The sequence below is a fragment of the Aeromicrobium sp. UC242_57 genome (assembly GCF_044452305.1).
GTDB lineage: Bacteria > Actinomycetota > Actinomycetes > Propionibacteriales > Nocardioidaceae > Aeromicrobium.
Genome location: NZ_JBIOAM010000003.1, coordinates 32,122 through 55,097, shown reverse-complemented (window position 1 = coordinate 55,097; position 22,976 = coordinate 32,122). Strand labels below are relative to the sequence as shown.

Here is a 22,976-nt window from a genome sequence, read left to right as displayed (position 1 = left end):
CTCGGCTCCATGTCGCTCGGGACAGGAAGCAGCGCCTTGTAGCGCCAGATGTTGGCGGGGGCCGGCTTCGATCTGCTCACGCGTGATCGCAGGGAAGTCGTAGGCGATCTCGAGCGGGCCGAAGCAGTCGGTACACACGTAGTGCGGACCGAGCACCTGAGTTGCACCGCACTCGCGGCAGATCAGCCCGGTTGCGTGGCCGAAGGCGCCTTCGCGGATCGTGGTGCTGGTGGTCGTGTCGGCGGTGATGGTCACGCGTGTCTCCTGGTCATCTTTCCCGGATCGACTGTCGTCCGGGGCACGGATTGAGCACCTGGTCGCATGTTGCGTCTGGTTGCTGGGTGTCGTCGGGCCGTGTCCCTGTACCCCTCTGGATGAGTGATCTCAGCCTACGCACGCGTCTCACGATGTGTCCACTCGGTCCATATCGTGGACATGCTCGGCTCAGCATGCGGTCACCGCCCGCTGCGGGACGTCAGGAGCGGCGGGAGAAGCGCGACCTCGGCGACGGATAGCCCCCGTCGCTCAGGCTCGCGAGACGCTCGAACGGGTTGTACGACGAGTGATCGCCGGCCAGAACCCACGAGATCCCGGCGCAGGCGACGTACAGCGGCAGCATCACGACACCGAGCACCCAGGCGTACTGCGTGCAGTGCCGGTCCTCGTGCCGCAGCAGCAGGGGACGCTCGACGAGATACGCCAGGTCGTGCTTGCTCACGATGACGCTGCCGACCGTGAACGCGCTCGCGACCGGAAATGACCACCGGTACCCCGTCGCCAGGTAGGTCCCGCGGCCATGCCGACTGATCGTCGCGCCGCCGAGCCGTGCCACCAGCAGGCCGAGCGCCGTGCTGAGGTTCAGCCAGTTCAGGACTGTGCGCACCCGAGTCCACCGAGTGTGCGGCAACAGCCCCGACTCGGCTAGAACTCATCCGCGAGGGCCTCCAGCCACTCAGCCACAGCATCAGGACCGGCCAGCACCAGGTCGGCGCGGGACACGAGGGCGTCCTGCTCCGGAGACGCCGAGCAGATCAGCAGACCTGCCACCCCATCAGCCCTCAGGGCATCGACGGCGTCGAAGGCCGGCAGGTCGCCGAGATCGTCTCCGGCGAAGATGATCTGGCGAGCACCCAGGTCGTGGGCGAGACGACGCACGGCCTCACCCTTGTTGCTGCCCGGTGCGCGCAGCTCGACGACCTGACGTCCTGGCTCGACCGACAGGCCCAGCTCTTCGGCCAGCCGGTAGATCGGCTCGCGCAGCGCGTCGAGCGCCTCAGGACCGCTCTCCCGGGTGTGGATCGCGACCGCCAGCCCCTTGTCCTCGATCCGCAGATCGCCCAGGCCACGATCGGCCAGCCAGCCAGGCAGCAGCTCAGCCAGCCGGGCGATCCCGTCTGGACGCTCCGGACGCGCGCCACCGCTGCCATCAGCGTGCCAGGACTCCGCGCCGTACTGGCCGTAGATCACGAGCCGCTCCAGGCCGGGTCGTCCCTCGAAGCCGCCGAGCGCGACTGCCTGGTCGACAGGACGTCCGGTGACGATCGCGACCTGGCCCAGCACCGCGCCGAGGCGACCCAGCGCGGCGACGGCACGCGGATGGGCGAAGGCCGACGTCGGGGTCGTGGACGATGTGCGCGAGCGTGCCATCGAAATCAAGGGCCAGCAGAGTTCCGTCGGGATCTGCCACGACGGCAGCGCGAGTTGACGAGGGCATACCCTCCATCATGGCTGAGGCCGTTATGAACGCGGCGAGAGGATGACCGTCAGGCGGTCCATGCGCATCGGCGCGATGCTGGGCCTGACCCGATCGATGTCGACGTCCTTGGCCAGCAGCTCGGCCTGGGCCTGCAATCCCGGCGGATAGTAGACCGTGTTGCCGTCGATCACGCCGGACCAGTTGCCGATGCCGCCGAGCGTCCAGCCCGCGTCGGTGACCTTGCCGGAGAATGCCTTGGCTGCGCCGACGATGTTGGAGTTGTTGAGCACCGAGACGGCCGCCTCGCGCGCGACCTCTGGCGTGGCGGTCGTGGGGGTCGTGGCCGTCGGTGCGGGCTTCGGCGTCGTCGTCGAGGGGCGAGGGTCTTCGGTCTTCTCGGTCGGCTCGGGCGACAGCGAGATCGACGGGCTCGCCGACGGCGGCGTGGCCGACGGTTCGTCGTCGCCGTCGAGCACCAGGGCACCGAGCGAACCTGCTCCGCCGACGCAGAGCATGATCGTCAGGACGATGAACCACGTGGACGGAACATGAGCCTTGCGGGTGGGAACGTTCTTGCGGTGCGCCACCATCGGTTTCAGAGGTCGATGCCCAGGCGCCTGGCCGAGCGACTGCGCTGCCGCTGAGCGCGTAGACGGCGAAGGCGCTTGACCAGCAGCGGATCGAAGGCGAGGGCGTCCTCGCGGTCGATCAGAGCGTTCAGCACCTGGTAGTAGCGGGTCGCGGACATGTCGAACTTGTCGCGGATCGCCTGCTCCTTGGCGCCGGCGTACTGCCACCAGAGTCGCTCGAGCGCCAGATCTCTCGGTCACGCTCCGACAACGACGGAGTGACCGCCTCTTCGGCGGCGTTCGACTTCTCCACGGCGCTCATGGTCCGATCCTAAGCCATGAATAACACTCATGTCATTCGGTTGCGGCAGTTGGGATCTGCATCTCACCCGACATCGCTCGACAGCGACGTGATCGAGACGGCGCTAGGGTGTGGCCATGGCCTCAGGCTCAGCAGACTTCGTCGTGATCGCGAACCGCCTGCCCGTCGACCGGGTCACGGCGCCCAGCGGCGAGATCCTGTGGCGCACGTCCCCCGGCGGCCTGGTGACAGCGCTCGAACCAGTCATGAAGCGCAACGGCGGCGCCTGGATCGGCTGGCACGGTGCGGCCGACGAGAAGGTCAAGCCCTTCGACCACAACGGGATGCACCTCGTGCCGGTCCCGCTGAGCGAGGACGAGGTCGCCGAGTACTACGAAGGCTTCTCCAACTCGACGCTGTGGCCGCTGTACCACGATGTCGTGGCCCCGCCGGAGTTCCACCGCGAGTGGTGGGAGTCCTACGTGCGGGTCAACCGCCGCTTCGCCGAGAAGGCCGCCGAGGTCGCCCGTGAGGGTGCGGTCGTCTGGGTGCAGGACTACCAGCTCGGCTCGTCCCGACGATGCTGCGCGCGCTGCGCCCCGATCTGCGCATCGGCTTCTTCCTGCACATCCCGTTCCCGCCCACCGAGCTGTTCCAGCAGCTGCCCTGGCGTCGCGAGATCCTCGAGGGCCTGCTCGGCGCCGACCTGGTCGGCTTCCAGATGCCCGGGGCAGCACAGAACTTCGTCCCGCCTGGTGCGCCAGCGCGTCGGCCACAAGACCCACCGCGACATGATCTACCTGCCCGACGGTCGCACCGTGCTCGCGAAGGCATACCCGATCTCCATCGACGCAGCAGGCTTCGAAGAGCTCGCCCGCACCCCCGACGTCATCGCGCGTGCCGCCGAGATCCGCGAGAGCCTCGGCAATCCCAAGACGGTCCTGCTCGGCATCGACCGGCTCGACTACACCAAGGGCCTGCGCCAGCGCCTGCGTGCGTTCAGCGAGCTTGATCTCCGACGGCTCGCTGCACGTCGACGACGCGGTGTTCGTGCAGGTCGCGACCCCGTCACGCGAACGCGTCCAGCAGTACAAGCTGTTGCGCGACGACATCAACCGACTGGTCGGACGCATCAACGGCGACGTCGGCCGCATCGGCCAGCAACCCGTGACCTACCTGCACGCGTCGTACCCCCGCACCGAGATGGCTGCGCTGTACCGGGCCGCCGACGTCATGGTCGTGACTCCCCTGCGCGACGGCATGAACCTGGTCGCCAAGGAGTACGTCGCGTGCCGCTACGACGACCGCGGCGCCTTGGTGCTGAGCGAGTTCGCCGGAGCGGCGTCCGAGCTCAAGCAGGCCTACCAGGTCAACCCGCACGACATCAACGGGATGAAGTCGATGATGCTGGCCGCGATCAACGCCAGCCCGCGCGAGAACAGCCGCCGGATGAAGGCCATGCGCAAGCAGGTCATGGAGAACAACATCGCTCTCTGGGCCAGCAACTTCCTGCAGGAGCTCACCTCCAACCGCGAGCTGCACGAGAAGAACCCCCGGCCGGTCTGAGCGGTCCGCCTCGTGAGCGTTTCGACAGGCTCAACGGGCGTTTCGTGTAGAACTGATCCATGACTGCGCCTCTGACGCCCGGCGTTCGGCGCGGCTATGCGCTCGGCAGCGTCGCCACCGGGACGTTCGGCACGGTTCCCGGCCTGCTGCTGCTGCCGTACCTGACCGACTCCCTCGGTATCGCGGCCGTCGTCGCCGGGTTCATCGTGTTCCTGCCAAAGGCGTGGGACGCGATCCTCAATCCCATTGCCGGACGCATCAGCGACCGGTCGACGTCCCCGGCAGGCCGACGTCGCCCCTTCTTGCTGAAGGGCGGACTGGCACTGGCCGGATGCTTCGCGCTGCTGTTCGCGGGGCCGTCGGAGCCGACGTTCCTGGCCGGTGCCTGGGTCGTGTTCTGGTTCCTGGCCTGTGCGACGGCGTACGCGTTCTTCCAGGTCCCGGTACGTGGCGATGCCCGCCGAGATGACGTTGGACTACGCCGAGCGCACCCGCCTCATGACCTGGCGGGTCATCGTCCTGGCTCTGGCGATCCTGCTATCGGGTGCAACCGCGCCCATGGTCGTCAACGCCTTCGGTGGCGAAGAGACTGCTGCGGGCTACCGACTGATGGGCGTGTATGTCGCGGTGCTGCTGGTCGTCGGCGTGGTCGGCGCCTGGCGCGGCACCAAAGACGCTCCCGAGCACCGGGTCGAGACGGCCGGCGGATCGCTGCGGAACCAGCTGCGGCTGGTCGGTGCGTCAGCCAACTTCCGCACGCTGCTGATCGCCTTCGTCCTACAGGCCGTCGGAGTCGGCGCGATGCTCGCAGGTGTCGCCTACGTGTCGGACGACCTCCTGAACGACAAGAGCGCAGCCACGATCCTGTTCGCCGCCTTCGTGGCCCCAGCGCTGCTGGTCACCCCGCTGTGGGAGCGTTTCGCCGAACGTCGCGGCAAGCGGTCGGGCTACCTGATCTCGTCGGTGTTCCTCGTCGCCGGCGCGGTCGCCCTGATCTTCGCCCGTGACGGGCACACCACGATCGTCTACCTCGCGGCGGCCGTCGTCGGCATCGGCTACGCGGGGGCGCAGGTGTTCCCGATGGCGATGCTCCCCGACGTCGCGGCCGAGGACGCTCGCGCGTCCGGCGAGAACCGGATCGGCGTGTTCACCGGGGTCTGGACCGCCGGTGAGACGTTGGGCCTCGCGATCGGACCCGGGCTGTTCGCCGTGATCCTCGCGATCGGCGGCTACGTGTCGTCGACTGCGGGCACCGCCGTGCAGCCCGACAGCGCCCGCACCGCGATCGCCATCGGGTTCTCCCTCGTTCCGGCCGCCTTGATCGCGCTGAGCATGCTGTTCCTGCGCCGCTACGCCCTCGACTCCCAGCTCAGCCACACCGCTGCACCCGACCGCCCCCGTGCCCGAGGAGGGCCATGTCGACTGACCACATCCTGCAACAGCTCGAACAGCTGCGCGCCCACGACCTGCCGACCCATGGCGGGCGGACACTGGCCTACGTCTACGACTCGGGCCTGTCCGACGCCGACACCTTGGGCAAGACGGCGCTGGCGATGTACGCCTCGACGAACGGCCTCGACCCGACGGCCTTCCCGAGCCTGCTGGCGATGGAACGCGATCTCGTGGCATTCGCCCGGCCCATGGTTCATGGCAGCGAGACCATGGTCGGCTCCGTCACGAGCGGCGGCACCGAGTCGATCCTGCTGGCGGTCCAGTCGGCGCGCGATGCCGCCCACGTGGCCGACCCCGTCATGATCGTCCCGACCACGATCCATGCGGCGTTCAACAAGGCTGCCCACTACTTCGGGGTCGAACGGATCTCGATCGACGTCGATCCCGCGACCAAGAAGGCCGATCCGGTCGCGATGACGGCGGCGATGGACACGTACGGCGACCGGGTCGTGCTGGTCGCGGCGTCGGCGCCGTCGTACGCCCACGGCGTCATCGACCCGATCGAGGCGATCGCCGCCGAGACAGCTGCGCGCGGCCTGCGGTTCCACGTAGACGCGTGCATCGGCGGCTGGGTGCTGCCGTGGGCCGAGCGTCTCGGGCACCCGATCGGGCAATGGGACTTCCGGGTCGACGGCGTCACCAGCATCTCCGCCGACCTGCACAAGTACGCCTACACGCCCAAGGGCGTCTCGCTCCTGCTGCACGCGACCCCCCAGCTGCGGAAGTCGCAGTTCTTCGCGAGCGCCGACTGGCCGGGGTACACGATGCTCAACGCCACGACCCAGTCGACCAAGTCGGGCGGGCCGCTCGCCGCGGCGTGGGCCGTCGTCCAGCTGATCGGGGATGCGGGCTACCTCGAGCTCGTGGGCACGACGCTCGACGGCACCGCGGCGCTCGCGGCCGGCGTCGAGCAGCAGGAGCACGTACGGCTCGTGGCCCGTCCCGAGTCGTCGCTCGTCACGCTCGAGACGGACGCGACGTGCGACGTGTTCACGATCAGCGACGAGATGCTGACTCGCGGCTGGTTCGTCCAGCCGCAGATGTCGTTCCGGGACATGCCCGCGTCGCTGCATCTCACGGTGTGCGCTGCGACGGCCCCTGCTGTGCCGGAGTTCTTGGCGGCGCTGGCCGAGTCGGTGGCCGCCGCCGTTGCCGCCGGGCCGATCGTCATCGACGAGGGACTGCGCGCGGCGGCCGAGTCGATCGATCCGGCGACGCTCGACGACGAGGCCTTCGACGGGCTGCTGGCGCTGGCTGGCCTCGGCTCCGACTCCGGCGAGGTCACGGTGCCCGAACGCATGGCACCGGTCAACGCCCTGCTCGACGTCGCTCCCCCCGCTCTGCGGGAGGCGCTGCTCATCGCATTCCTCGACAGGCTCTCCCGATGACGGCCGACGAGATCGACACCTTCTGGACCGCCGCACGGCACCAGACACGCACCAATCCGGTCCCCCGCCTACCTCGGCAGCTTCTCCGGTGAGGCCCTCGCCCCGCCGGCGTGGGGCTTCGGCGCTACTCCGGAGCAGGCCGACGGCTTGCTGACCTTGGTGCTCGACGGCACCAAGACCGCCACGGCCAGCGCCCAGTGGGACTACGAGCACGAAGGCGAACCGATCCCGCGCGTCGGCGACCTGTCGATCCTGCTCGACGGTGCCGAGCACCCCCGTGCCCTGATCGAGGTGACACACGTCGACGTCCGACCCTTCGACGAGGTCGACGCCGAGCACGCCCACCTCGAGGGTGAAGGTGACCGATCGCTGGAGCACTGGCGCACGGTGCACGAACGGTTCTTCGCCGATCACGCGAGCCACGATCGCGGGTTCTCGCCGTCGATGCCGGTCGTGCTCGAGCGGTTCCGGGTCCTGTACCCCCGCTGAGTCCCGTCGAGGACTACTAGGGTTGAGCGGGTGAAGATCGACTACTGGGAAGCTTGCCGCTGGCCGGCGAGCACGTCACGCTGCGGGCTCTGCACTCCGACGACGCGGCAGGCCTCCTCGCCGCAGCCGACGACGATGCGGTGTTCCAGTGGATGCCGATCCGGCGACCCCGGACGATCGACGAGGCACAGAGCAACGTCGACAGCTATCTCGCCCGCACCGACCTGATCATGTGGGCGCAGATCGACAACGCATCGGGCGAGCTTGCCGGCGTCACGACGTTCTACGACATCGATCCGGCGCTGCGCACCGTCGCGATCGGCCACACCTGGCTGGGACGCAGGTACTGGCGCAGCGGCATCAACACCGAGGCCAAGCTCTTGCTCCTCACCCGGGCCTTCGAGACCCTCGACTGCGTGCGGGTCGTCTGGCACACCGACATCTACAACGAACGCTCGCAGAACGCGATCGCCCGGCTCGGCGCGCAACGCGAAGGCGTGCTCCGCAAGCACCGGATCCGCCCCGACGGCACCTGGCGCGACACCGTGACGTTCTCGATGACAGACGACGAGTGGCCGGCAGCACGTGCGGCGTTGCAGTCCAAGCTCGACCGTTGAACCGCGCCGGACCACGTCGTCGGCAACAATGGCAGGGATGACCGACACCACAAGTGACGCCAGCCACGACCTCCCCACCCTCCCCGGATCGTGGCGGGCCCGGGTGCCCGGCTACGCCGACATCGATGCCCTCGTCGCGCTGCGCCGGCTCGACGAGCTCCAGGGCACCGGCTCGGCCCACGTCGATCCGGCCGGCATCGAGTCCGAGGTCGCAGGTCAGGCCTCGTGGACCCGCCGCCAGCTCGTCGCAGTCGGCGACGACGACGTCCCGCGTGCCTGGATCACGGTGCACGACCGGGCCGCCGGACGGGCCCTCGTGTGGGGGTACTTCGACCGCGAGGTCCACGAGATCGACTCGATCGCCTCGGCGTTCTACCGGTGGGCCGAGAACACGGCCATCACGATGGCCCGCATGCGCGGGGTCAAGCAGACCCGGCTCGACGAGAGCCCCTTCGCCGACGACGTGCGGCAGGCCGGCTGGCTCGCCCTGGCCGGCTACACCCGGCGGCGCACGTGGCTGCACATGGAGCGTCCCGTGTCGCCCGACGAGACCGCGCTCGCCCCGCGCGACGGCGTCCTGGTCCGCCCGGTCGAGCGGCACGAGAACGGGCTGCCGGTCGCGGCTGACCTCCAGATCGTCCACCAGATGCTGGAGGAGTCGTTCGAGGACCACTTCAACTCGTACCGTGAAGCTTTTCCCGAGTTCGTGCAGCGGTTGCGCGAAGATCCCGGTCACAGCTGGGACCACTGGTGGATCGCCTACGTCGAGGGCGATGGCGGACCGGTCGCCGCGGGCACCGTCGTGTGCTCGGTCGTCTCGGCGCCCGCCGGCGGTGTCGAGGGCTCGTACGTCGAGTACATCGGCGTCAACCGGGCGGCGCGGGGCCGCGGAGTCGCCAAGTCGTTGCTCAACGTCGTGATCGCCGATGCCGCCGAACGTGGACGTGATCGGGTGAGCCTCGAGGTCGACGCCGACTCACCGACGAAGGCCGACGGCTGTACCGCGCGCTGGGCTGGACGACGTCCTACGTGACCGAGTCGTGGTTCAAGGACCTCGACCTCGACTGACGTCAGTCGGAGAGCCGCCCGCGCTTGTGCTCGAAGATCAGGTTGGTCTCGGTCAGCGCGACCTCGGGCGCTGAGCTCAAGTTGTCGACGACGAAGGCCCGCAGATCATCGGGGTCTTCGGCGGCGACGTGCACGTGGAAGTCGTCGGCCCCGGCGAGGAAGTACACGTTGAGCACCTCGATCATCCCGGCGAGCCGCTCGGAGAACTCGTTGATTGACGCCCGGGCATCGCCCCGCAGTCGAACCGAGATCATCGCCTGGATAGGACGCCCGATCCAGGCCGGATCGACCTCGGCGTGGAAGCCGGTGATGACTCCGCGCTCGATCAGCGCCCGGGTGCGGTTGAGGCACGTGGACGCTGCGATGCCGACGTGGTCGGCCAGCGCGTTGTTGGGCAGTCGCCCCTCGCGCCGCAGCACCCGCACGATACGACGGTCGATGTCATCGAGCTCTCGCGAACATCCTTCATGTCAGGGCCCCTCAGAACACTGGATCCGCACAATTTGTGTCAGTAGATCCATGTTACAGAATCTTCTACAGACTATTGCGCATGTTTCCGCAGTTAGTTCACGATAGAGGCATCTACCCGTCGAAGGTAGCTGAGCCATGCTGGTCGGAGTCCCCCGCGAGATCAAGAACCACGAGTACCGGGTCGCGATCACGCCGGCCGGCGTGCACGCTGGGTCCGTCACGGCCACGACGTCGTGATCGAGACCGGGGCCGGGCTGGGCTTGTCGATCCCCGACGCCGAGTACGTCGCTGCCGGTGCCAGATCCTCGGCACCGCCGACGAGGTGTGGTCATCGGCCGAGCTCGCGCTCAAGGTCAAGGAGCCGATCGCCGAGGAGTACGGGCGCATGCGCGCCGACCAGACCCTGTTCACCTACCTGCACCTCGCGGCGTCACGGCCGTGCACCGACGCGCTGCTGGCCTCCGGCACGACGTCGATCGCCTACGAGACCGGTGCAGCTGCCCGACCGGTCACTTCCTCTGCTCGCGCCGATGTCCGAGGTCGCGGGACGTCTGGCGCCGCAGGTCGGATTCCAGCACCTCATGGCCAGCAACGGCGGACGCGGCGTGCTGCCCGGCGGCGTTCCTGGCGTCTACCCCGCCGACGTCGTCGTGATCCGGTGCCGGAGTCTCCGGCGTCAACGCCGCCAGGTCGCCCGCGGCATGGGCGCACGCGTTGAGATCCTCGACCTCGACGTCGCCAGCTTGCGCGCCGTCGACGCCCGGTTCCAGGGCATGATCACGACCGTTCGCGTCGCTGCTCGTTCGCGGTCGAGAAGGCCGTGCGCGAGGCCGACCTCGTGATCGGTGCCGTCCTGGTGCCCGGCGCCAAGGCGCCGACCCTGGTCAGCGACGACCTGGTCGCGCAGATGCGCTCCTGGTTCTGCGCTCGTCGACATCGCGATCGACCAGGGCGGCTGCTTCGAGAGCTCGCGCGCCACGACCCACGACGATCCGACGTTCATGGTGCACGACTCGATCTTCGACTGCGTCGCCAACATGCCGGGAGCGGTGCCGCGCACCTCGACGTACGCGCTGACCAACGTCACGCTCCCGTACGCCGTCGCGCTGGCCGACAAGGGCTGGCGTCAGGCAGTGACCGACGACGCCGCGCTCGCCGGTGGCCTGAGCACGCACGCCGGGCACCTGGTCAACGGTCCCGTCGGCGAGGCCCTGGGCCTCGAGGTCACCCCGCTTGCCGACCTCGACCCGTCGGGCGAGACGAGGCGAGGTCAGTAGCCCTGGTCGACCGGTACGGCCTTCTTCAAGGCCCGGTTCGACGTCATCGCGATCAGCACCGCAAAGGCCGCCGCCGAGATCGTGACGGCGAAGGCGGCGGTGTGACCGTCCGAGTCGGCGAACCGCCCGGCCAGCGCCGCACCAGCTCGCGTAGCCGATGCCGGTCGCGCCAGCGAGCATCGTCATCGCGGTGCTGACCCGGTGCACCGGCACCAAGATGCCGGCCAGTGCGAAGTTGCTGATCATGTAGGGCGCCACGGCGAAGCCCAGCAGGGCGATGACCGCGATCAGCGAGGGCAGCGAGTCGACCAGCAGCAGGGGCAGCGAGAGCACGAGCAGTGCGATCGACGCGACCGCCATGCGCGTCGCGTACATGACACGTTCGGGCAGCGCCGTCACGGCGAGACCGGCGATGACGCTGCCGATGCCGAGCACCGCGTGGATCAGCCCGGCGAGGCCCGCCTGCCCCTCGGCGGTCGCGAGCACCGTCGTGCCGGCTGGACGCTGCCGAAGATCATGCCGATGCCGAACTGCGCCAGGATCAGGACGAAGAAGACGCGCGTCCACAACGGATCGCTGCCCGAGCCGCCGACGACGGTACGTGGCCGACGAGCGCCGACGTCGGATGGATCGCGAACGACGAGCCGAACACCGCCAGCAGGACCGCAGCCGCCAGCAGTGCACCAGACGGCTCGGCCACGATCGCGAGCACGCCGATCGTCGCCGGCCCGAGGACGAACGAGGCCTCGTCGGCGGCTCCCTCGTACGCAGAACGCGGCATCGACGAGGCGGCGCTGATCTTTCGCGTCACGCGTGATGGACGCCAACGCACCCGCGCCAGCGGTCCGACCTGCGGCATCGCGAACCCGGCCAGCGCGGCCATCACGAAGATGGCCCCCTTGGACGCATCGGGGTCGGTCACCGCGACGATCCCCGCCAGGCCAGCCGCGCCGACCAGCGACTGCACCAGCACGACCGGACGTTGACCAATCCGGTCGGAGAGCGTCCCGAAGATCGGCGAGCCGATCGCGTTCGAGATCGCCAGGATGCCGGCGGCCGCGCCACCGACGCCGTACCGTCCGGTCGTCTCGCTGACCAGGACCAGGACGCCGAGCTGGCTGATGGCAAGCGGAATTCGCCCGAGGAAGGCTACGAGAATGTAGGCGGGCCCGACGATCCGCAGGAGTGCGCGGTAGGCGGCAATTGCTGACACAGCCGGACCATCGTAGCGTCGATGCGCACAGCGTGCTGTCACTGGATAGGCTCACTCGGTGAACCCCACTCGAGCGCGCGGCGCGACGATCGGCGTCTTCGCGCTCAACGGCTTCGTCCTCGGCATGTGGATCGTCAACATCCCCACGATCAAGGACCGCACGGGAGTCGATCAGGCCACGCTGGGACTGCTGCTGCTGGCGCTCGGCATCGCCGCCTGGCTCGGCATCGGCTCGCCCGCCCCGTCATCGACCGGTTCGGCAGCCGGCCCGTGCTGACCGTCGCGGCTGCTGCCGTCTCGCTGACCGTCCCGGGCCCGGCGTTCGCGACGAACGCCACCCAGCTCGCGATCGCGTTGGCGGTGCTGGGCTTCTTCAACGGCATCGTGGACGTCTCGCAGAACGCCCAGGCCGTCGTCGTCGAACGCGCCTACCGCCGACCCATCATGGCGGCCTTCCACGCTCTTCTCTCCTCGGCGGCCTGGTCGCCGCCGTAACCGGTGGTCTGCTGATCGCTGCGGGCGTCGACGTGCGCGTCACGCTGTGCGGGGCGGCAGTCGTCGGCGCGGGTGTCGCGGTGAGCCTGCGTGCCTCGTACCTGGTCGAGCCCGAGCGCGCTCGCGCCCCGCCGGGCCCCGAGCACGGATCCCGTGGACGCCGAAGGTGCTGCTGCTGGGCCTGCTGGCCTTCGCCCTGCTGCTGGGAGAGGGAGTCGCCTACGACTGGAGCACGGTGCACCTGCACGACTCGCTCGGCTCCAGCGAGACCGTCGCAGCGTTCGCGTACGGAGCGTTCTCGTTGACCATGACGATCGTGCGGCTCGTGGCCGATCGCATCGTCGAGGCCTGGGGACCCGCGACCTACGTCTCCCGAGCGGCGCTGCTCGGCGCCTTCGGCCTGCTCGCTGCTGCGCTCGCGCCCACCGCACCGCTCGCGATCGCCGCCTGGGCCCTGTTCGGGATCGGCCTGGCCGGCTGCGTGCCGCAGTTCTTCACCGCGGCCGGCAACGTCGACGTGTCAGCGTCCGGCACCTACCTGGCCCGCGTCACCAGCATGGGCTACCTCGGCCTGCTGGCCGGACCGTCGATCATCGGTCTGCTGACCCACTGGGTGCCGCTGACCGCAGCCTTCGCGGTACCGATCGCCGGCTGCCTGCTGGCCGGCCTGCTCGCCCCGAAGGCTCTCGCACCGACCACGGAGGAACACGCATGACCTGGTCAGACGACATCGCGCCCGACTGGGCTGCGGCACTCGCGCCGGTCAACGATCAGCTCACCGCGATCGAGGAGTTCCTCCGACAGGAGACGCAGCCCTGGCTCCCCGCGCCCGAGCACGTCCTGCGAGCGTTCGTCGAGCCGCTGTCCGAGGTCAAGGTGCTGATCGTCGGGCAGGACCCGTACCCGACCCCCGGGCACCCCGTGGGGCTCTCGTTCTCGGTGGCCCCCGACGTCCGGCCACTCCCCCGCAGCCTCAACAACATCTACGCCGAGCTGGAGTCCGACCTCGGCATCCCACCGGCGCCGACCGGCGACCTGACCCCGTGGACCCGCCAGGGCGTCCTGCTGCTCAACCGGGTGCTCACGGTGCGCGCCGGGCAGGCCGGCAGCCATCGTCGCCACGGCTGGGAGGCCGTCACCGACCAGGCGATCCGCGCCGTGGTCGCCCGACGACGTCCGCTCGTCGCGATCCTCTGGGGCAAGGACGCCCAACGTCTCGCGCCGCTGCTCGGCGACACCCCGACGATCGAGTCCCCGCATCCCAGTCCGTTGTCGGCGCGCCGCGGCTTCTTCGGCTCGCGGCCGTTCAGCCGCGCCAACGAGCTGCTCACCGCCCAGGGCACGCAGCCGGTGAGCTGGGCACTCGCAGACTAAGGTGTCCCTGTGGCTGAGAACAGGATCCGGGACCGTGGTGTCGTCATCGACGAAGCCTTTGGAAATCTGCAACGGTGGGGGCTGCGCCTGGTCGTGATCGCGGCGGCCGCCTACGTCATCGGCTGGGGCATCGGCCATGTCTGGATGGTGCTGTTCCCCGTCTCGATGGCCCTGATCATCTCGACGGTCCTGGCTCCGCCGGTCGCCTGGCTGCGCTCGAAGGGCTGGCCTTCGGCGCTGGCGACATCCCTCGTGGTCATCGGCTTCATCGCCTCGTTGGTCGCGATCATCGCGGTGCTGACGCCCCAGGTCGCCGGCCAGGCGGGCAATATCGCCTCGCAGGCGTCCAACGGCCTCCAGAAGGTCCGTGACTGGGTCACCGGCGAGCCCCTGAACCTCTCCGAAGGTCAGATCACCCGCGCCATCGAGGCCCTCCAGGACAAGCTGCAGAGCAGCGCCAGCGCGATCAGCTCAGGCGTCTTCTCGACCATCACCACCGCGACCTCGATCATCGTCAACCTGGTGCTGGTCCTGATGCTGACGTTCTTCTTCGTCAAGGACGGTCACAAGTTCCTGCCGTGGGTGCGCAGCCTGGGCGGCCACCGATCCGGCGACCACCTGACCGAGGTGCTCAGCCGGGTGTGGTCGACGCTCGGCGGATTCATCCGCACGCAGACCCTCGTCGCGATGATCGACGCGATCATCATCGGCGCCGGCCTGGCGATCCTCGGCTCGCCGCTCGCCGTGCCGCTCGCGGTCATCACGTTCTTCGGCGGCTACATCCCGATCGTCGGTGCCTTCGTCAGCGGCGCCCTGGCGGTGCTCGTGACGTTGGTGACGAACGACTACAAGGACGCGCTGATCGCCCTGATCATCGTCGTCGCGGTGCAGCAGCTCGAGGGCAACGTCCTGTCGCCGATGCTGCAGGGCAAGAACATGAACCTGCACCCGGCGGTCGTCCTGATGAGCGTCACCGCAGGCGGCTCGATGTTCGGCATCACCGGCGCGTTCCTGGCAGTGCCCGTCGCGGCCAGCGTCGCCGAAGCCTCGCGCTACCTCAACGAACGGATCGACGACTCCGTGTCAGTCTTGGCACCGAAAGAGGACTCCCCGCGCCGCCGAGCCTCCCGCCGAGGAGTAGCGTCAGCGGGGCTGCAGGCGGATGACGACCGACTTCGACGTCGGGGTGTTGCTGTGATCGGCGGTCGAGTCGAGCGGGATCAGCGGATTCGTCTCGGGGTAGTACGCCGCCGCAGTGCCGCGTGGGGTGTCGTACTCGACGATCCGGAAGTCGTGCGCGACCCGGTCGAGGTCGTCACCGTCCCAGACCCCGACGAGGTCGACCCGGTCGCCGTCGTCGAAGCCCAGCGCGGCGATGTCGTCGCGGTGCAGGAACACGACCCGTCGACCGTTCTCGATGCCGCGGTAGCGGTCGGACAGACCGTAGATCGTGGTGTTGAACTGGTCGTGGCTGCGCAGCGTCTGCAGCAGCAGGTGCTTGTCGGGAACCTGCAGCACCTCGATCGGCGACACCGCGAACTCGCCGAGACCGCTCGCGGTCTCGAACGTCCGGGAGTCGCGCGGCGGATGCGGCAGGACGAAACCGCCCGGGCGATCTGCCCTGGCCGAGTAGTCCTCGCACCCCGGCACGACCCGTGCGATGTGCTCGCGGATGACGCCGTAGTCGGCTGACATCCCCGCCCAGTCGATCGAGTGGCGGTCGCCGAGCGTCGCCGCGGCGATGCCGGCGATGATCTCGACCTCGGACTTCAGCTGATCGGACGGCGGGTCGAGCACTCCCCGCGAGGCGTGCACGGCCGACATCGAGTCCTCGACCGTCACGTACTGCTCGCCGCTGGCCTGGACGTCCCTCTCGGTGCGCCCGCGTGTCGGCAGGATCAGCGCGACGTCACCTGTGACGAGGTGCGAACGGTTGAGCTTGGTCGAGACCTGCACCGTCATCGCGGCTGTGGCCATGGCTCGGCTGGTCAGGTCGGTGTCGGGTGAGGCGTGGATGAAGTTTCCGCCCAGTCCCATGAAGAACGAGGCCTTGCCGTCTCGCAGCGCCCGGATCGAGTCGACGACGTCGACGCCGTGCTCGCGCGGCGGCTCGAAGCCGAACTCGGCACCGAGGGCGTCGAGGAAGGTGTCGGGCATCTTCTCGAAGATGCCCATCGTGCGATCCCCCTGCACGTTGGAGTGTCCGCGCACGGGGCACAGCCCCGCGCCGCGCTTGCCGATGTCGCCACGCACCAGCGCGAGGTTGACGACCTCCTTGATCGTGGCGACCGAGTTGCGGTGCTGCGTCAGGCCCATCGCCCAGCACCAGACCGTGCCCTCGGAGCCGCGGATCAGCTGGGCGGCCTCGGTGATCTGCGCCCGGGTCAGTCCGCTCGCCTGCTCGACGAACGCCCAGTCGACCGCGCGGACGTGCTCGGCCCAGGCCTCGTAGCCGGTCGTGTGCTGCTCGACGAAGTCACGGTCGACAGCACCCCACTCCAGCAGCAGGGCGCCGATGCCCTGCAGCAGGGCCAGGTCTCCGTTGATCCGCACCGGCAGGTACAGATCGGCCAGGTCGGTGCCCTTGCCGACGACGCCGCGCGGCTTCTGCGGATTGCGGAAGTTGACCAGGCCCGCCTCGCGCAACGGGTTGACCGCGATGATCTTCGCGCCGCGCAGCTTGGCCGTCTCCAGCGCCGACAGCATGCGCGGGATGGTTGGTGCCGGGGTTCTGCCCGAGGATCACGATGACCTCGGCATCGTAGATGTCGCGCAGGCTCACGCTGCCCTTGCCGATGCCGATCGACTCGCCCAGTGCGACCCCGGTCGACTCGTGGCACATGTTGGAGCAGTCGGGCAGGTTGTTGGTGCCGTAGGCGCGGGCGAACAGCTGGTAGATGAACGCAGCCTCGTTGGACGCCCGGCCCGAGGTGTAGAAGAGCGCCTCGTCGGGCGACATCCCACGCAGCTGGTCGCCGATCAGCCCGAAGGCCTCGTCCCAGGCGAGCGGCTCGTAGTGCGTGCCTCCTGAGCGCTTGACCATGGGCTGCGTGATGCGGCCCTGCTGCCCCAGCCAGTACTCGTCGTGCGCGTCGAGATCGGCGATGCTGTGTCGGGCGAAGAACGCGGGATCTGCCGTGGCACGGGTGGCCTCTTCGGCCACGGCCTTCGCACCGTTCTCGCAGAACTCGGCTGCATGGCGGTGCTCGGGGTCTGGGTCGGGCCAGGCGCAGCTCATGCAGTCGAAGCCATCGGCCTGGTTCAGCTTGCGCAGCGTCTTGACCGAGTTCTTGACGCCCATGTGGGAGACCGCGCGTTGCAGCGCGACCCTGACTCCCGTGATGCCCGCCGCGGCGTTCTTCGGATCGTGAACCTCGAGGTCGTTCTCGTTCAACTCCACACCACGCACTGTAGTCCTGCGGCTGTGCATGACCGCTCGCCGTAGAGTCGGACCATGGCTGGACGACGCACGAGACGCACCCGGGTCACGCGCTTCTCCGACGACGCCCCCGTGATGCGGGAGGAGACCCTTGCCGTCGAGGAGCCGCTGGAGATCCGCGTCGGTGGGTCGTCGTTCTCGGTCACGATGCGCACCCCCGGCGACGACTTCGACCTGGTCGCCGGGTTCCCTGGTGTCCGAGGGCGTCATCTGGTCGGCCGACCAGCTCGTCTCGATGCGTTTTTGCGCCGGCACCGACGAGAACGGGTTGCAGACGTTCAACGTCATCGACGCTGCCCTGAGCGCTGGCACGCCGCCGCCCGATCCGGGCCTGGAGCGCCACGTCTACACGTCGAGCTTCGTGCGGGATCTGCGGCACTGCGTCGATCGAGGCTGTCCACAAGGCCACCCACTTCGGCCGGCTCGACGACGACGTGTCGTGGTCGTCCCGGCTGCTCGGAGCATTGCCCGATCGGTTGCGGGAGCACCAGCAGGTGTTCGACCGCACAGGTGGCGTCCACGCGGCGGGGCTGTTCACGCCCGATGGCGGCTGCTGTGCCTGCGCGAGGACGTCGGACGTCACAACGCGGTCGACAAGGTCGTCGGCTGGGCGTTGCGCGACGGACGCCTGCCCCTGAGGTCGCTCGCCCTCCAGGTGTCGGGTCGGGCCTCCTTCGAGCTCGTCCAGAAGGCTCACATGGCCGGCATCCCGTTGCTCGCTGCGGTCTCGGCGCCATCGTCCTTGGCCGTCGAGCACGCGGAGTCGGCAGGCATGACGCTGCTGGGGTTCAGCCGCAACGGCAGCTTCAACGCGTACGCCGGGGCTCAGCGCATCGACGGCTGAAGCGGAGGGCCTGCGGCTGTGACGGTGGGACTGTCATGATGAGGCTGTGAGCACCCAGGCCACCCGCCAGTTCCTCGACCAGCATGCACCGGACGTCACGATCGTCGAGACCGATGCCGACACCTCGACGGTCGAGGCGGCGGCCCGAGACCTTGGGCGTCGCGCCCGGCGCGATCGCCAAGACGCTGGTCATCCTCGCCAACGGCGAGCCGGTCGTCGTGGTCGCAAGCGGACATGCCCGGATCGACAACCGCAAGTTCCGCGACCGGTTCGGGGCCAAGCCGCGGATGGCACCGGCCGACCTGACCCACGAGCTGACCGGCCAACCGGTCGGCGGCGTCGGTCCGTTCGGCCACCCCAACCCGCTCGCGCTGTTCTGCGACGAGTCGCTGCGCGCATTCGACACGGTCTATCCGGCGGCCGGCACACCGGCCAGCGCCTTCGGCATCGCTCCGGAGCGCATCGCCGAGCTGGCCGGGGCCCAGTGGGTCGACGTCACGAAGACGCCTGAATAGCGTCATCCCGGACGAGGCATCAGCGCCTCGTCCGGGATGACGTCGTCAACTGCTTGTCGTCTACTTGACCGTCAGCTTCTTGCTCACGGTCTTGCTGGCGACATAGTTCGCGTCACCGGCGTAGGTGACCTTGACGCTCCACTTGCCCTTGGCGAGCTTGGGCAGCTTGACCGACGCGACGCCCGACTTGACCGTCACGTTGATGGTCCTGGTCGTCTTGCCCTTCTTGAGCACGACCTTGACCTTGCCGCCGGCCTTGGCCAGTCCGCTGGTCGTGGCGACCTTGACGGTGGCCTTGCCGGCCTTCTTGGCCTTGATCGTGCCCTTGGCCGCGAACGTCGGCGCCTTCGCCGTGCCCTTGGCGACCGTCACCTTGCCCACTGCGCTACGAGCGACCAGGTTGCCGTTGCCGCCGTAGATGATCGTCGCGGCGTAGACCTTGGGAGCCAAAGTCTTCGGCAGCACGATCGTGGCCTTGCCAGCCGCGTTGAGCGCGACGGTCTGCGGCTTGCCGGCGACCGTGACGGTGGCTTGCCCGGTCGGCACCACACCGGCCGGGCCCTCGACCTGGACGTTGACCTTGGCGCTCGTGCCGTACTTCGAGCTGACGACCGAGTGGGTCAAGGTAGCCGGAGTCCGCTTGATCGTCAGCTTCAGCGGAGCCGAGACCGAGCTGCCGAAGTTGTCGTCACCGGCGTAGCGGGCGACGACGTTGTCGTACGTTCCGCCAGGCGTCGAGGCAGGCAGGGCGATCTTCGCAACACCATCGGTGATGGTGCCTTCAGGTGCCGCTCCGGGCAGGCCGTCGAGCCGGACCGAGCCGGTCAACGTGCCGGTCTCGGGACTCGTGACGGTCGCCTCGAACTCGCCGCCAGTGCCGAACGTCAGCTCTGCGGGCCCGGTCAGTGCAACGGCTGAAGCCTCGCCGACGACGTCGATCGTCAGTGCCTTCTGCGACGACTCGATGAGCTCTCCACGTCCGGCGTACTTGACCGTCAGCGACTTCTCGCCCTGCGTGAGGGCCGGCAGCTGGATGCTGGCCGTGCCGTCACGCTTGAGGGTGCCCTCAGCGATCTTGGTGGACCCGTCGAGCACCACGACCGTGCCGCGGGGCTTTCCGGTGCTGGGCGCCGGAGCGGCGTTCTGGCTCGAGGTGTTGAGCGAGATGAACGGCGCGAAGGTGGGGGCTGCGACGGAGACGTCGAGTGTCGGCGCGTCGCCGACCTTCAACGAGGACTCGGCGACGTTGACGGGGCTGCCGTCGACCTTGACGTCGACGCCCGTGGTGGAGGCCTTCTTCTCACCGACGAATCCGCGGAACAGCGTGTCGATCTCGGCAAGCGCTTCCTTCGCGAAAGCACGCTGGCTCTGCAGCTGGTTGTTTCCCGTGACCGGGTCAACCGCGTACGCACCTCGCAACGAAGCGTTGGTCGCGGCGTAGTCGTTGCCCGCCGTGTACCACCACTCGGTCATGTGCTCGGTGTTTCCACCGTCGTCGTTCTGACGGATGGCCTGGTCGACGACCGGTGCGCGCTGGCCCAGCGCATCGACGCGGTCCTTGTTGTACGTCAGGAAGTGGCCGACCTGGATCTTGCGAGCCTGCTTGAGCTCAGCCGAGGTGTCACCACCCGGGTAGTAGGAGACGGCGTTGACCGAGCCGCCGAGCCGCTCTACGTCAGCCGCAGTGCGGTACTGCGTGACGGCGTTGGTCAGATAGGTGTTGACCAGATCGCCGTACAGGTGCGAGGGCCGGGTGACCAGGGTCTTGCCGTCCTCGGTCGCGGGCACCGGGTTGTCGCGGATGTGGTCGTAGTTGGCTCCACCGTTGCTCGTCGAGAACAGCGAGAAGTCGAAGTTGTAGACCGTCTTCACGCCGTACTTCTGCGCGTCGGCATTGACGAACTTGATGATCGCCCGGGTGTTGTGGCACCAGGTTCCGCCGAACAGGATCGGGAAGTCTCCCGGCTGCTGCAGCAGGTGCTCGAGCTCGGGGTACGTCAGGGTCTGGATGCGGAAGCCGTCGGTGTTGTCGCCGTCGTCCAAGATGTTGCCGCCGTAACGACTCGCATCCGCATACGCGGCCGTCGTGGTGTGACGTCGGTTGACCTCGGCCTTCTGGAAGTCGAAGTTCGACGTCGTGGCCACGCTGCTGACGCTGTCGAGCACGCCCTCCACCTGCGTCTCGTACGCAGAGACCTCAGCGGGAGTGTCGAGGTCGGCCGCGGTCTTGGCGCCCGAGAGCGAGGCGACGATGCGATCCTGGTCGGATCCGATCGTGCGGTCCTTGTTGTAGACGAACAGGTAGGGATCGGCGTTCTCGGTCTTGGTGAACGCCGGCTGCGTGTCCTTGTTGAGGTAGTCGTTCAGCAGGCGGTCGCCGACGGCCGAGTAGTACGTGCGGCCCGTCGCGTTGAGACCCGACTTGCTGAGGTCCCACACGTTGAGCGTGTCGCCGTCAAGCTTGGGCGTGAAGTTGTAGATCTTGTCGACGCCGAGGTCGTCAGCAACGTCCTGGATGTGGCCGATCGTGGCTTGCGTCGAGGCGTTGCCCGGATCGCCGATCAGGAACGCGACGTTGCCGGTGACGTTCTTGAGGATGTACTCGAACCGCTCGATCGTCACGGTCTCGAAGACGCTGTCGGCGCCGAGCGCCGAGTAGACGTCGTCGAAGTAGTCGACGGTCGCGCCGTGGGTGGGAGTCGGGCTGGCGGCCTGGGCCGGCGCGGCGAGGAGGGGGGAGCCTAGAAGGGTCGAGGCCGCGAGGGCGCTCGCTGCGGTGACGGCAAGCCGTCGACGCAGAGACGTGGAAAAAGACATGGGTGTCGCTCTCTCCTGCCACACTGGGCAGGTCGATTCGTCTATCAGGTGAGTTGGCGGGCTGGGTTGCCGTCCTGTCGAAAGTTCAGGCAACCCAGCCATCTACAGGACGTCAGAGGTCAGCTCACCCCCACTGCTGCGGACGGGACCAGCCGGGCGTTGCGCTCGCGGCGACGGCGGCCGGTCACGACGTGCCAGACCAGCGAGAACGCACCGACCGCGCCGAGCGCCGCCAAGATAGCCAGTCCGAACAAGGGCGGCACGCTCTTGGCCACCGCTGCCTCGGCATCGTCGTTCGCGGCTGTCGCGACGGCAGCGACCTCGGTGATCGTCACCGGCGAGCTTCGTGACCTCGTCGCCGTCGTAGAGCACGACCAGCGAGTGGTCGCCGGCCTCGACCGTCGCGGGAATCGTGACAGTCGTGGTGAACGCGCCCTTGGCATCGGTCGCAACCGTGCCCAGCGCGACGGGATCGGAGTGCAGCCGAGCGCCAGCTCGGGACGTCCTTCGCGAACTTGGTTCCGGTCACCGTGACGGTTCCGCCGGGCACCAGCCCACCGTCGACGACCACCTCGCCGATGACCTCGCTGATCGGGGTGCCGACCGTCGCCACCTCGGACGGCGGCGATGCCAGCGACGGACCTGCCGCGTTGACGGCCTGCACCGCGGCCCGGTAGTTGCCGTCCTTCAGACCCGTGAACGTGTGGGTCAGGGTCGCCGCGTCGAGCTGGATCGGGTCGGCGTTGGTGAACTGCAGCGTGTAGCCCGTGACAGTCTCGAGGGCGGCGTTGGGGCTCGCGACCCAGGTCACCGTGACGTCGGAGTCCTTGACCGTGACGGTCGGTGCTGCCGGAGCGGTCGGCGCGCCGACCGGGACGACCTCGGTCGTCGGAGCGCCGACCACGCCGGGCGTGGTGCCGGGCGTCGTGCCGGGGTTCGTCGTGGAGTTGCCACCGGTCGACCCTCCGGGCTTGGGCGTGGACTTCGTCGGCTTCGGCGTCGTGGGCTTCGGAGTCGTCGGCTTCGGGGTCGGCGCCTTGACGATCTCGTCGGCGTACTTGACCTCGGAGGGATTTCCCTGCCAGATACCGGTCTTGCGGCTCGGCAGGACCCACTTGCCGTCCGTCTCGTCCTGGTAGCAGCCGACGATCGGCTGGCACCAGAACTCACCGGGCAGCTCGGTCACAGCTCCGACCGCTGTCGTCGTTGAGGCAGTTGTCGTCGTCGCCGCCGTCGACCCACTGGACGGAAGAAGCAGCATCGGACTGGACGTAGATGGCCTGGCTGCTCAAGACCAGACCCGACCCGACCAGCAGGGCCAGGACGAATCGACGGGCCCGGCCGGTGCCGGAGAGAGATGTGGACACGGGAGGTGCTCCTTCTTC

Annotated in this window: 24 protein-coding genes, 6 pseudogenes and 1 riboswitch; of the genes and pseudogenes, 18 read left to right on the top strand and 12 right to left on the bottom strand. The window is 68.6% G+C overall.

What is annotated here, in order from left to right; all coding sequences use genetic code 11:
- Nucleotides 1–265: 265 nt before the first annotated feature.
- Nucleotides 266–381: riboswitch (SAM riboswitch) on the bottom strand.
- Between the two features lie 94 nt (nt 382–475).
- The 4 genes and pseudogenes from ACHMWU_RS09470 to ACHMWU_RS09455 all read right to left on the bottom strand — a co-directional run bounded on the left by ACHMWU_RS09470 (nt 476) and on the right by ACHMWU_RS09455 (nt 2,587).
- Nucleotides 476–883 (bottom strand): hypothetical protein, encoded by a 408-nt coding sequence (locus ACHMWU_RS09470; protein WP_396043190.1) that lies wholly within the window; start codon nt 881–883, stop codon nt 476–478.
- A 38-nt stretch (nt 884–921) separates the two neighbouring features.
- The gene (gene otsB, locus ACHMWU_RS09465; protein ID WP_396043188.1) at nt 922–1,647 is read right to left on the bottom strand and encodes a trehalose-phosphatase; all 726 of its coding nucleotides are present in this window, start codon (nt 1,645–1,647) and stop codon (nt 922–924) included.
- A 90-nt stretch (nt 1,648–1,737) separates the two neighbouring features.
- Complete coding sequence (locus ACHMWU_RS09460; protein WP_396043186.1) at nt 1,738–2,286, bottom strand: LytR C-terminal domain-containing protein; 549 nt, start codon at nt 2,284–2,286, stop codon at nt 1,738–1,740.
- A 5-nt stretch (nt 2,287–2,291) separates the two neighbouring features.
- A pseudogene (locus tag ACHMWU_RS09455) lies at nt 2,292–2,587 on the bottom strand (DUF3263 domain-containing protein).
- A gap of 116 nt (nt 2,588–2,703) precedes the next feature.
- On the opposite strand from ACHMWU_RS09455, the pseudogene ACHMWU_RS09450 reads away from it, so the two are divergent.
- From ACHMWU_RS09450 to ACHMWU_RS09420, 7 genes and pseudogenes are all read left to right on the top strand, one after another.
- A pseudogene (locus ACHMWU_RS09450) lies at nt 2,704–4,132 on the top strand (trehalose-6-phosphate synthase).
- Nucleotides 4,133–4,191: 59 nt separating this feature from the next.
- Nucleotides 4,192–4,515: pseudogene (locus ACHMWU_RS09445) on the top strand (MFS transporter); the annotation flags it as partial.
- A gap of 70 nt (nt 4,516–4,585) precedes the next feature.
- Nucleotides 4,586–5,452, top strand: a pseudogene (locus ACHMWU_RS09440) (MFS transporter); the annotation flags it as partial.
- A gap of 95 nt (nt 5,453–5,547) precedes the next feature.
- Entirely contained in the window at nt 5,548–6,972 is a 1,425-nt protein-coding gene (locus ACHMWU_RS09435; RefSeq protein ID WP_396043184.1) for a pyridoxal phosphate-dependent decarboxylase family protein, read from the top strand.
- 147 nt (nt 6,973–7,119) lie between these two features.
- Complete coding sequence (locus ACHMWU_RS09430) at nt 7,120–7,461, top strand: ASCH domain-containing protein (protein WP_396043182.1); 342 nt, start codon at nt 7,120–7,122, stop codon at nt 7,459–7,461.
- Between the two features lie 53 nt (nt 7,462–7,514).
- A complete protein-coding gene (locus ACHMWU_RS09425) occupies nt 7,515–8,078 on the top strand; it encodes a GNAT family N-acetyltransferase (RefSeq protein ID WP_396043180.1) in 564 nt (187 codons plus the stop codon).
- 37 nt (nt 8,079–8,115) lie between these two features.
- Nucleotides 8,116–9,111 (top strand): GNAT family N-acetyltransferase, encoded by a 996-nt coding sequence (locus tag ACHMWU_RS09420; RefSeq protein WP_396043178.1) that lies wholly within the window; start codon nt 8,116–8,118, stop codon nt 9,109–9,111.
- Nucleotides 9,112–9,148: 37 nt separating this feature from the next.
- On the opposite strand, the gene ACHMWU_RS09415 is transcribed toward ACHMWU_RS09420, so the two are convergent.
- A complete protein-coding gene (locus tag ACHMWU_RS09415) occupies nt 9,149–9,586 on the bottom strand; it encodes an Lrp/AsnC family transcriptional regulator (RefSeq protein WP_396046610.1) in 438 nt (145 codons plus the stop codon).
- A gap of 353 nt (nt 9,587–9,939) precedes the next feature.
- On the opposite strand from ACHMWU_RS09415, the gene ACHMWU_RS09410 reads away from it, so the two are divergent.
- The 3 genes from ACHMWU_RS09410 (at nt 9,940) to ACHMWU_RS09400 (ending at nt 10,894) form a co-directional block, all read left to right on the top strand.
- Entirely contained in the window at nt 9,940–10,335 is a 396-nt protein-coding gene (locus tag ACHMWU_RS09410) for a hypothetical protein (RefSeq protein ID WP_396043176.1), read from the top strand.
- Nucleotides 10,223–10,459, top strand: a complete 237-nt coding sequence (locus ACHMWU_RS09405) for a hypothetical protein (RefSeq protein ID WP_396043174.1) — start codon at nt 10,223–10,225, stop codon at nt 10,457–10,459. Before ACHMWU_RS09410 ends, ACHMWU_RS09405 begins: the two co-directional genes overlap by 113 nt.
- Nucleotides 10,460–10,552: 93 nt before the next feature.
- Nucleotides 10,553–10,894, top strand: coding sequence for a hypothetical protein (locus ACHMWU_RS09400; protein ID WP_396046608.1), 342 nt, complete (start codon nt 10,553–10,555; stop codon nt 10,892–10,894).
- Between the two features lie 541 nt (nt 10,895–11,435).
- Here the strand turns inward: ACHMWU_RS09400 and ACHMWU_RS09395 are convergent.
- Nucleotides 11,436–12,107, bottom strand: a complete 672-nt coding sequence (locus ACHMWU_RS09395; protein WP_396043172.1) for a hypothetical protein — start codon at nt 12,105–12,107, stop codon at nt 11,436–11,438.
- Between the two features lie 58 nt (nt 12,108–12,165).
- Here ACHMWU_RS09395 and ACHMWU_RS09390 point away from each other — a divergent pair, with 58 nt between their 5' ends.
- The 5 genes and pseudogenes from ACHMWU_RS09390 to ACHMWU_RS09370 form a co-directional block, all read left to right on the top strand.
- Nucleotides 12,166–12,384 (top strand): hypothetical protein, encoded by a 219-nt coding sequence (locus ACHMWU_RS09390; RefSeq protein WP_396043170.1) that lies wholly within the window; start codon nt 12,166–12,168, stop codon nt 12,382–12,384.
- The gene (locus tag ACHMWU_RS09385; RefSeq protein ID WP_396043168.1) at nt 12,378–12,602 is read left to right on the top strand and encodes a hypothetical protein; all 225 of its coding nucleotides are present in this window, start codon (nt 12,378–12,380) and stop codon (nt 12,600–12,602) included. Before ACHMWU_RS09390 ends, ACHMWU_RS09385 begins: the two co-directional genes overlap by 7 nt.
- Nucleotides 12,603–12,768: 166 nt before the next feature.
- Complete coding sequence (locus tag ACHMWU_RS09380; protein ID WP_396043165.1) at nt 12,769–13,317, top strand: MFS transporter; 549 nt, start codon at nt 12,769–12,771, stop codon at nt 13,315–13,317.
- Entirely contained in the window at nt 13,314–13,976 is a 663-nt protein-coding gene (locus ACHMWU_RS09375; RefSeq protein WP_396043163.1) for a uracil-DNA glycosylase, read from the top strand. The genes ACHMWU_RS09380 and ACHMWU_RS09375 overlap by 4 nt, the downstream gene beginning before the upstream one ends.
- 144 nt (nt 13,977–14,120) lie before the next feature.
- Nucleotides 14,121–14,966, top strand: a pseudogene (locus ACHMWU_RS09370) (AI-2E family transporter); the annotation flags it as partial.
- Nucleotides 14,967–15,119: 153 nt separating this feature from the next.
- On the opposite strand, the gene ACHMWU_RS09365 reads toward ACHMWU_RS09370, so the two are convergent.
- Nucleotides 15,120–16,682 carry an FdhF/YdeP family oxidoreductase gene (locus tag ACHMWU_RS09365; RefSeq protein ID WP_396043161.1) on the bottom strand — a complete coding sequence of 521 codons (1,563 nt, stop codon included), beginning with the start codon at nt 16,680–16,682 and terminating at the stop codon, nt 15,120–15,122.
- A 61-nt stretch (nt 16,683–16,743) separates the two neighbouring features.
- Nucleotides 16,744–17,019: pseudogene (locus tag ACHMWU_RS09360) on the bottom strand (hypothetical protein); the annotation flags it as partial.
- Between the two features lie 701 nt (nt 17,020–17,720).
- Between ACHMWU_RS09360 and ACHMWU_RS09355 the strand changes: the two are divergent.
- The 3 genes from ACHMWU_RS09355 to ACHMWU_RS09345 all read left to right on the top strand — a co-directional run bounded on the left by ACHMWU_RS09355 (nt 17,721) and on the right by ACHMWU_RS09345 (nt 18,774).
- On the top strand, nt 17,721–18,053 hold the full coding sequence (locus ACHMWU_RS09355; protein WP_396046606.1) for a formate dehydrogenase accessory sulfurtransferase FdhD: 333 nt from the start codon (nt 17,721–17,723) through the stop codon (nt 18,051–18,053).
- Nucleotides 18,029–18,259 (top strand): formate dehydrogenase accessory sulfurtransferase FdhD, encoded by a 231-nt coding sequence (locus ACHMWU_RS09350; RefSeq protein WP_396046604.1) that lies wholly within the window; start codon nt 18,029–18,031, stop codon nt 18,257–18,259. Before ACHMWU_RS09355 ends, ACHMWU_RS09350 begins: the two co-directional genes overlap by 25 nt.
- A 113-nt stretch (nt 18,260–18,372) precedes the next feature.
- On the top strand, nt 18,373–18,774 hold the full coding sequence (locus tag ACHMWU_RS09345) for a YbaK/EbsC family protein (protein WP_396043159.1): 402 nt from the start codon (nt 18,373–18,375) through the stop codon (nt 18,772–18,774).
- A 60-nt stretch (nt 18,775–18,834) separates the two neighbouring features.
- Here the strand turns inward: ACHMWU_RS09345 and ACHMWU_RS09340 are convergent, their stop codons facing one another.
- From ACHMWU_RS09340 to ACHMWU_RS09325, 4 genes are all read right to left on the bottom strand, one after another.
- Nucleotides 18,835–21,591, bottom strand: coding sequence for an Ig-like domain-containing protein (locus ACHMWU_RS09340; protein WP_396043156.1), 2,757 nt, complete (start codon nt 21,589–21,591; stop codon nt 18,835–18,837).
- 119 nt (nt 21,592–21,710) lie between these two features.
- A complete protein-coding gene (locus tag ACHMWU_RS09335; RefSeq protein ID WP_396043153.1) occupies nt 21,711–21,926 on the bottom strand; it encodes a hypothetical protein in 216 nt (71 codons plus the stop codon).
- A complete protein-coding gene (locus ACHMWU_RS09330; RefSeq protein WP_396043151.1) occupies nt 21,923–22,777 on the bottom strand; it encodes a fibronectin type III domain-containing protein in 855 nt (284 codons plus the stop codon). Before ACHMWU_RS09330 ends, ACHMWU_RS09335 begins: the two co-directional genes overlap by 4 nt.
- Nucleotides 22,758–22,958: a hypothetical protein gene (locus ACHMWU_RS09325; RefSeq protein ID WP_396043150.1), complete on the bottom strand. Its 201-nt coding sequence runs from the start codon at nt 22,956–22,958 to the stop codon at nt 22,758–22,760. The genes ACHMWU_RS09330 and ACHMWU_RS09325 overlap by 20 nt, the downstream gene beginning before the upstream one ends.
- Nucleotides 22,959–22,976 lie beyond the last annotated feature (18 nt).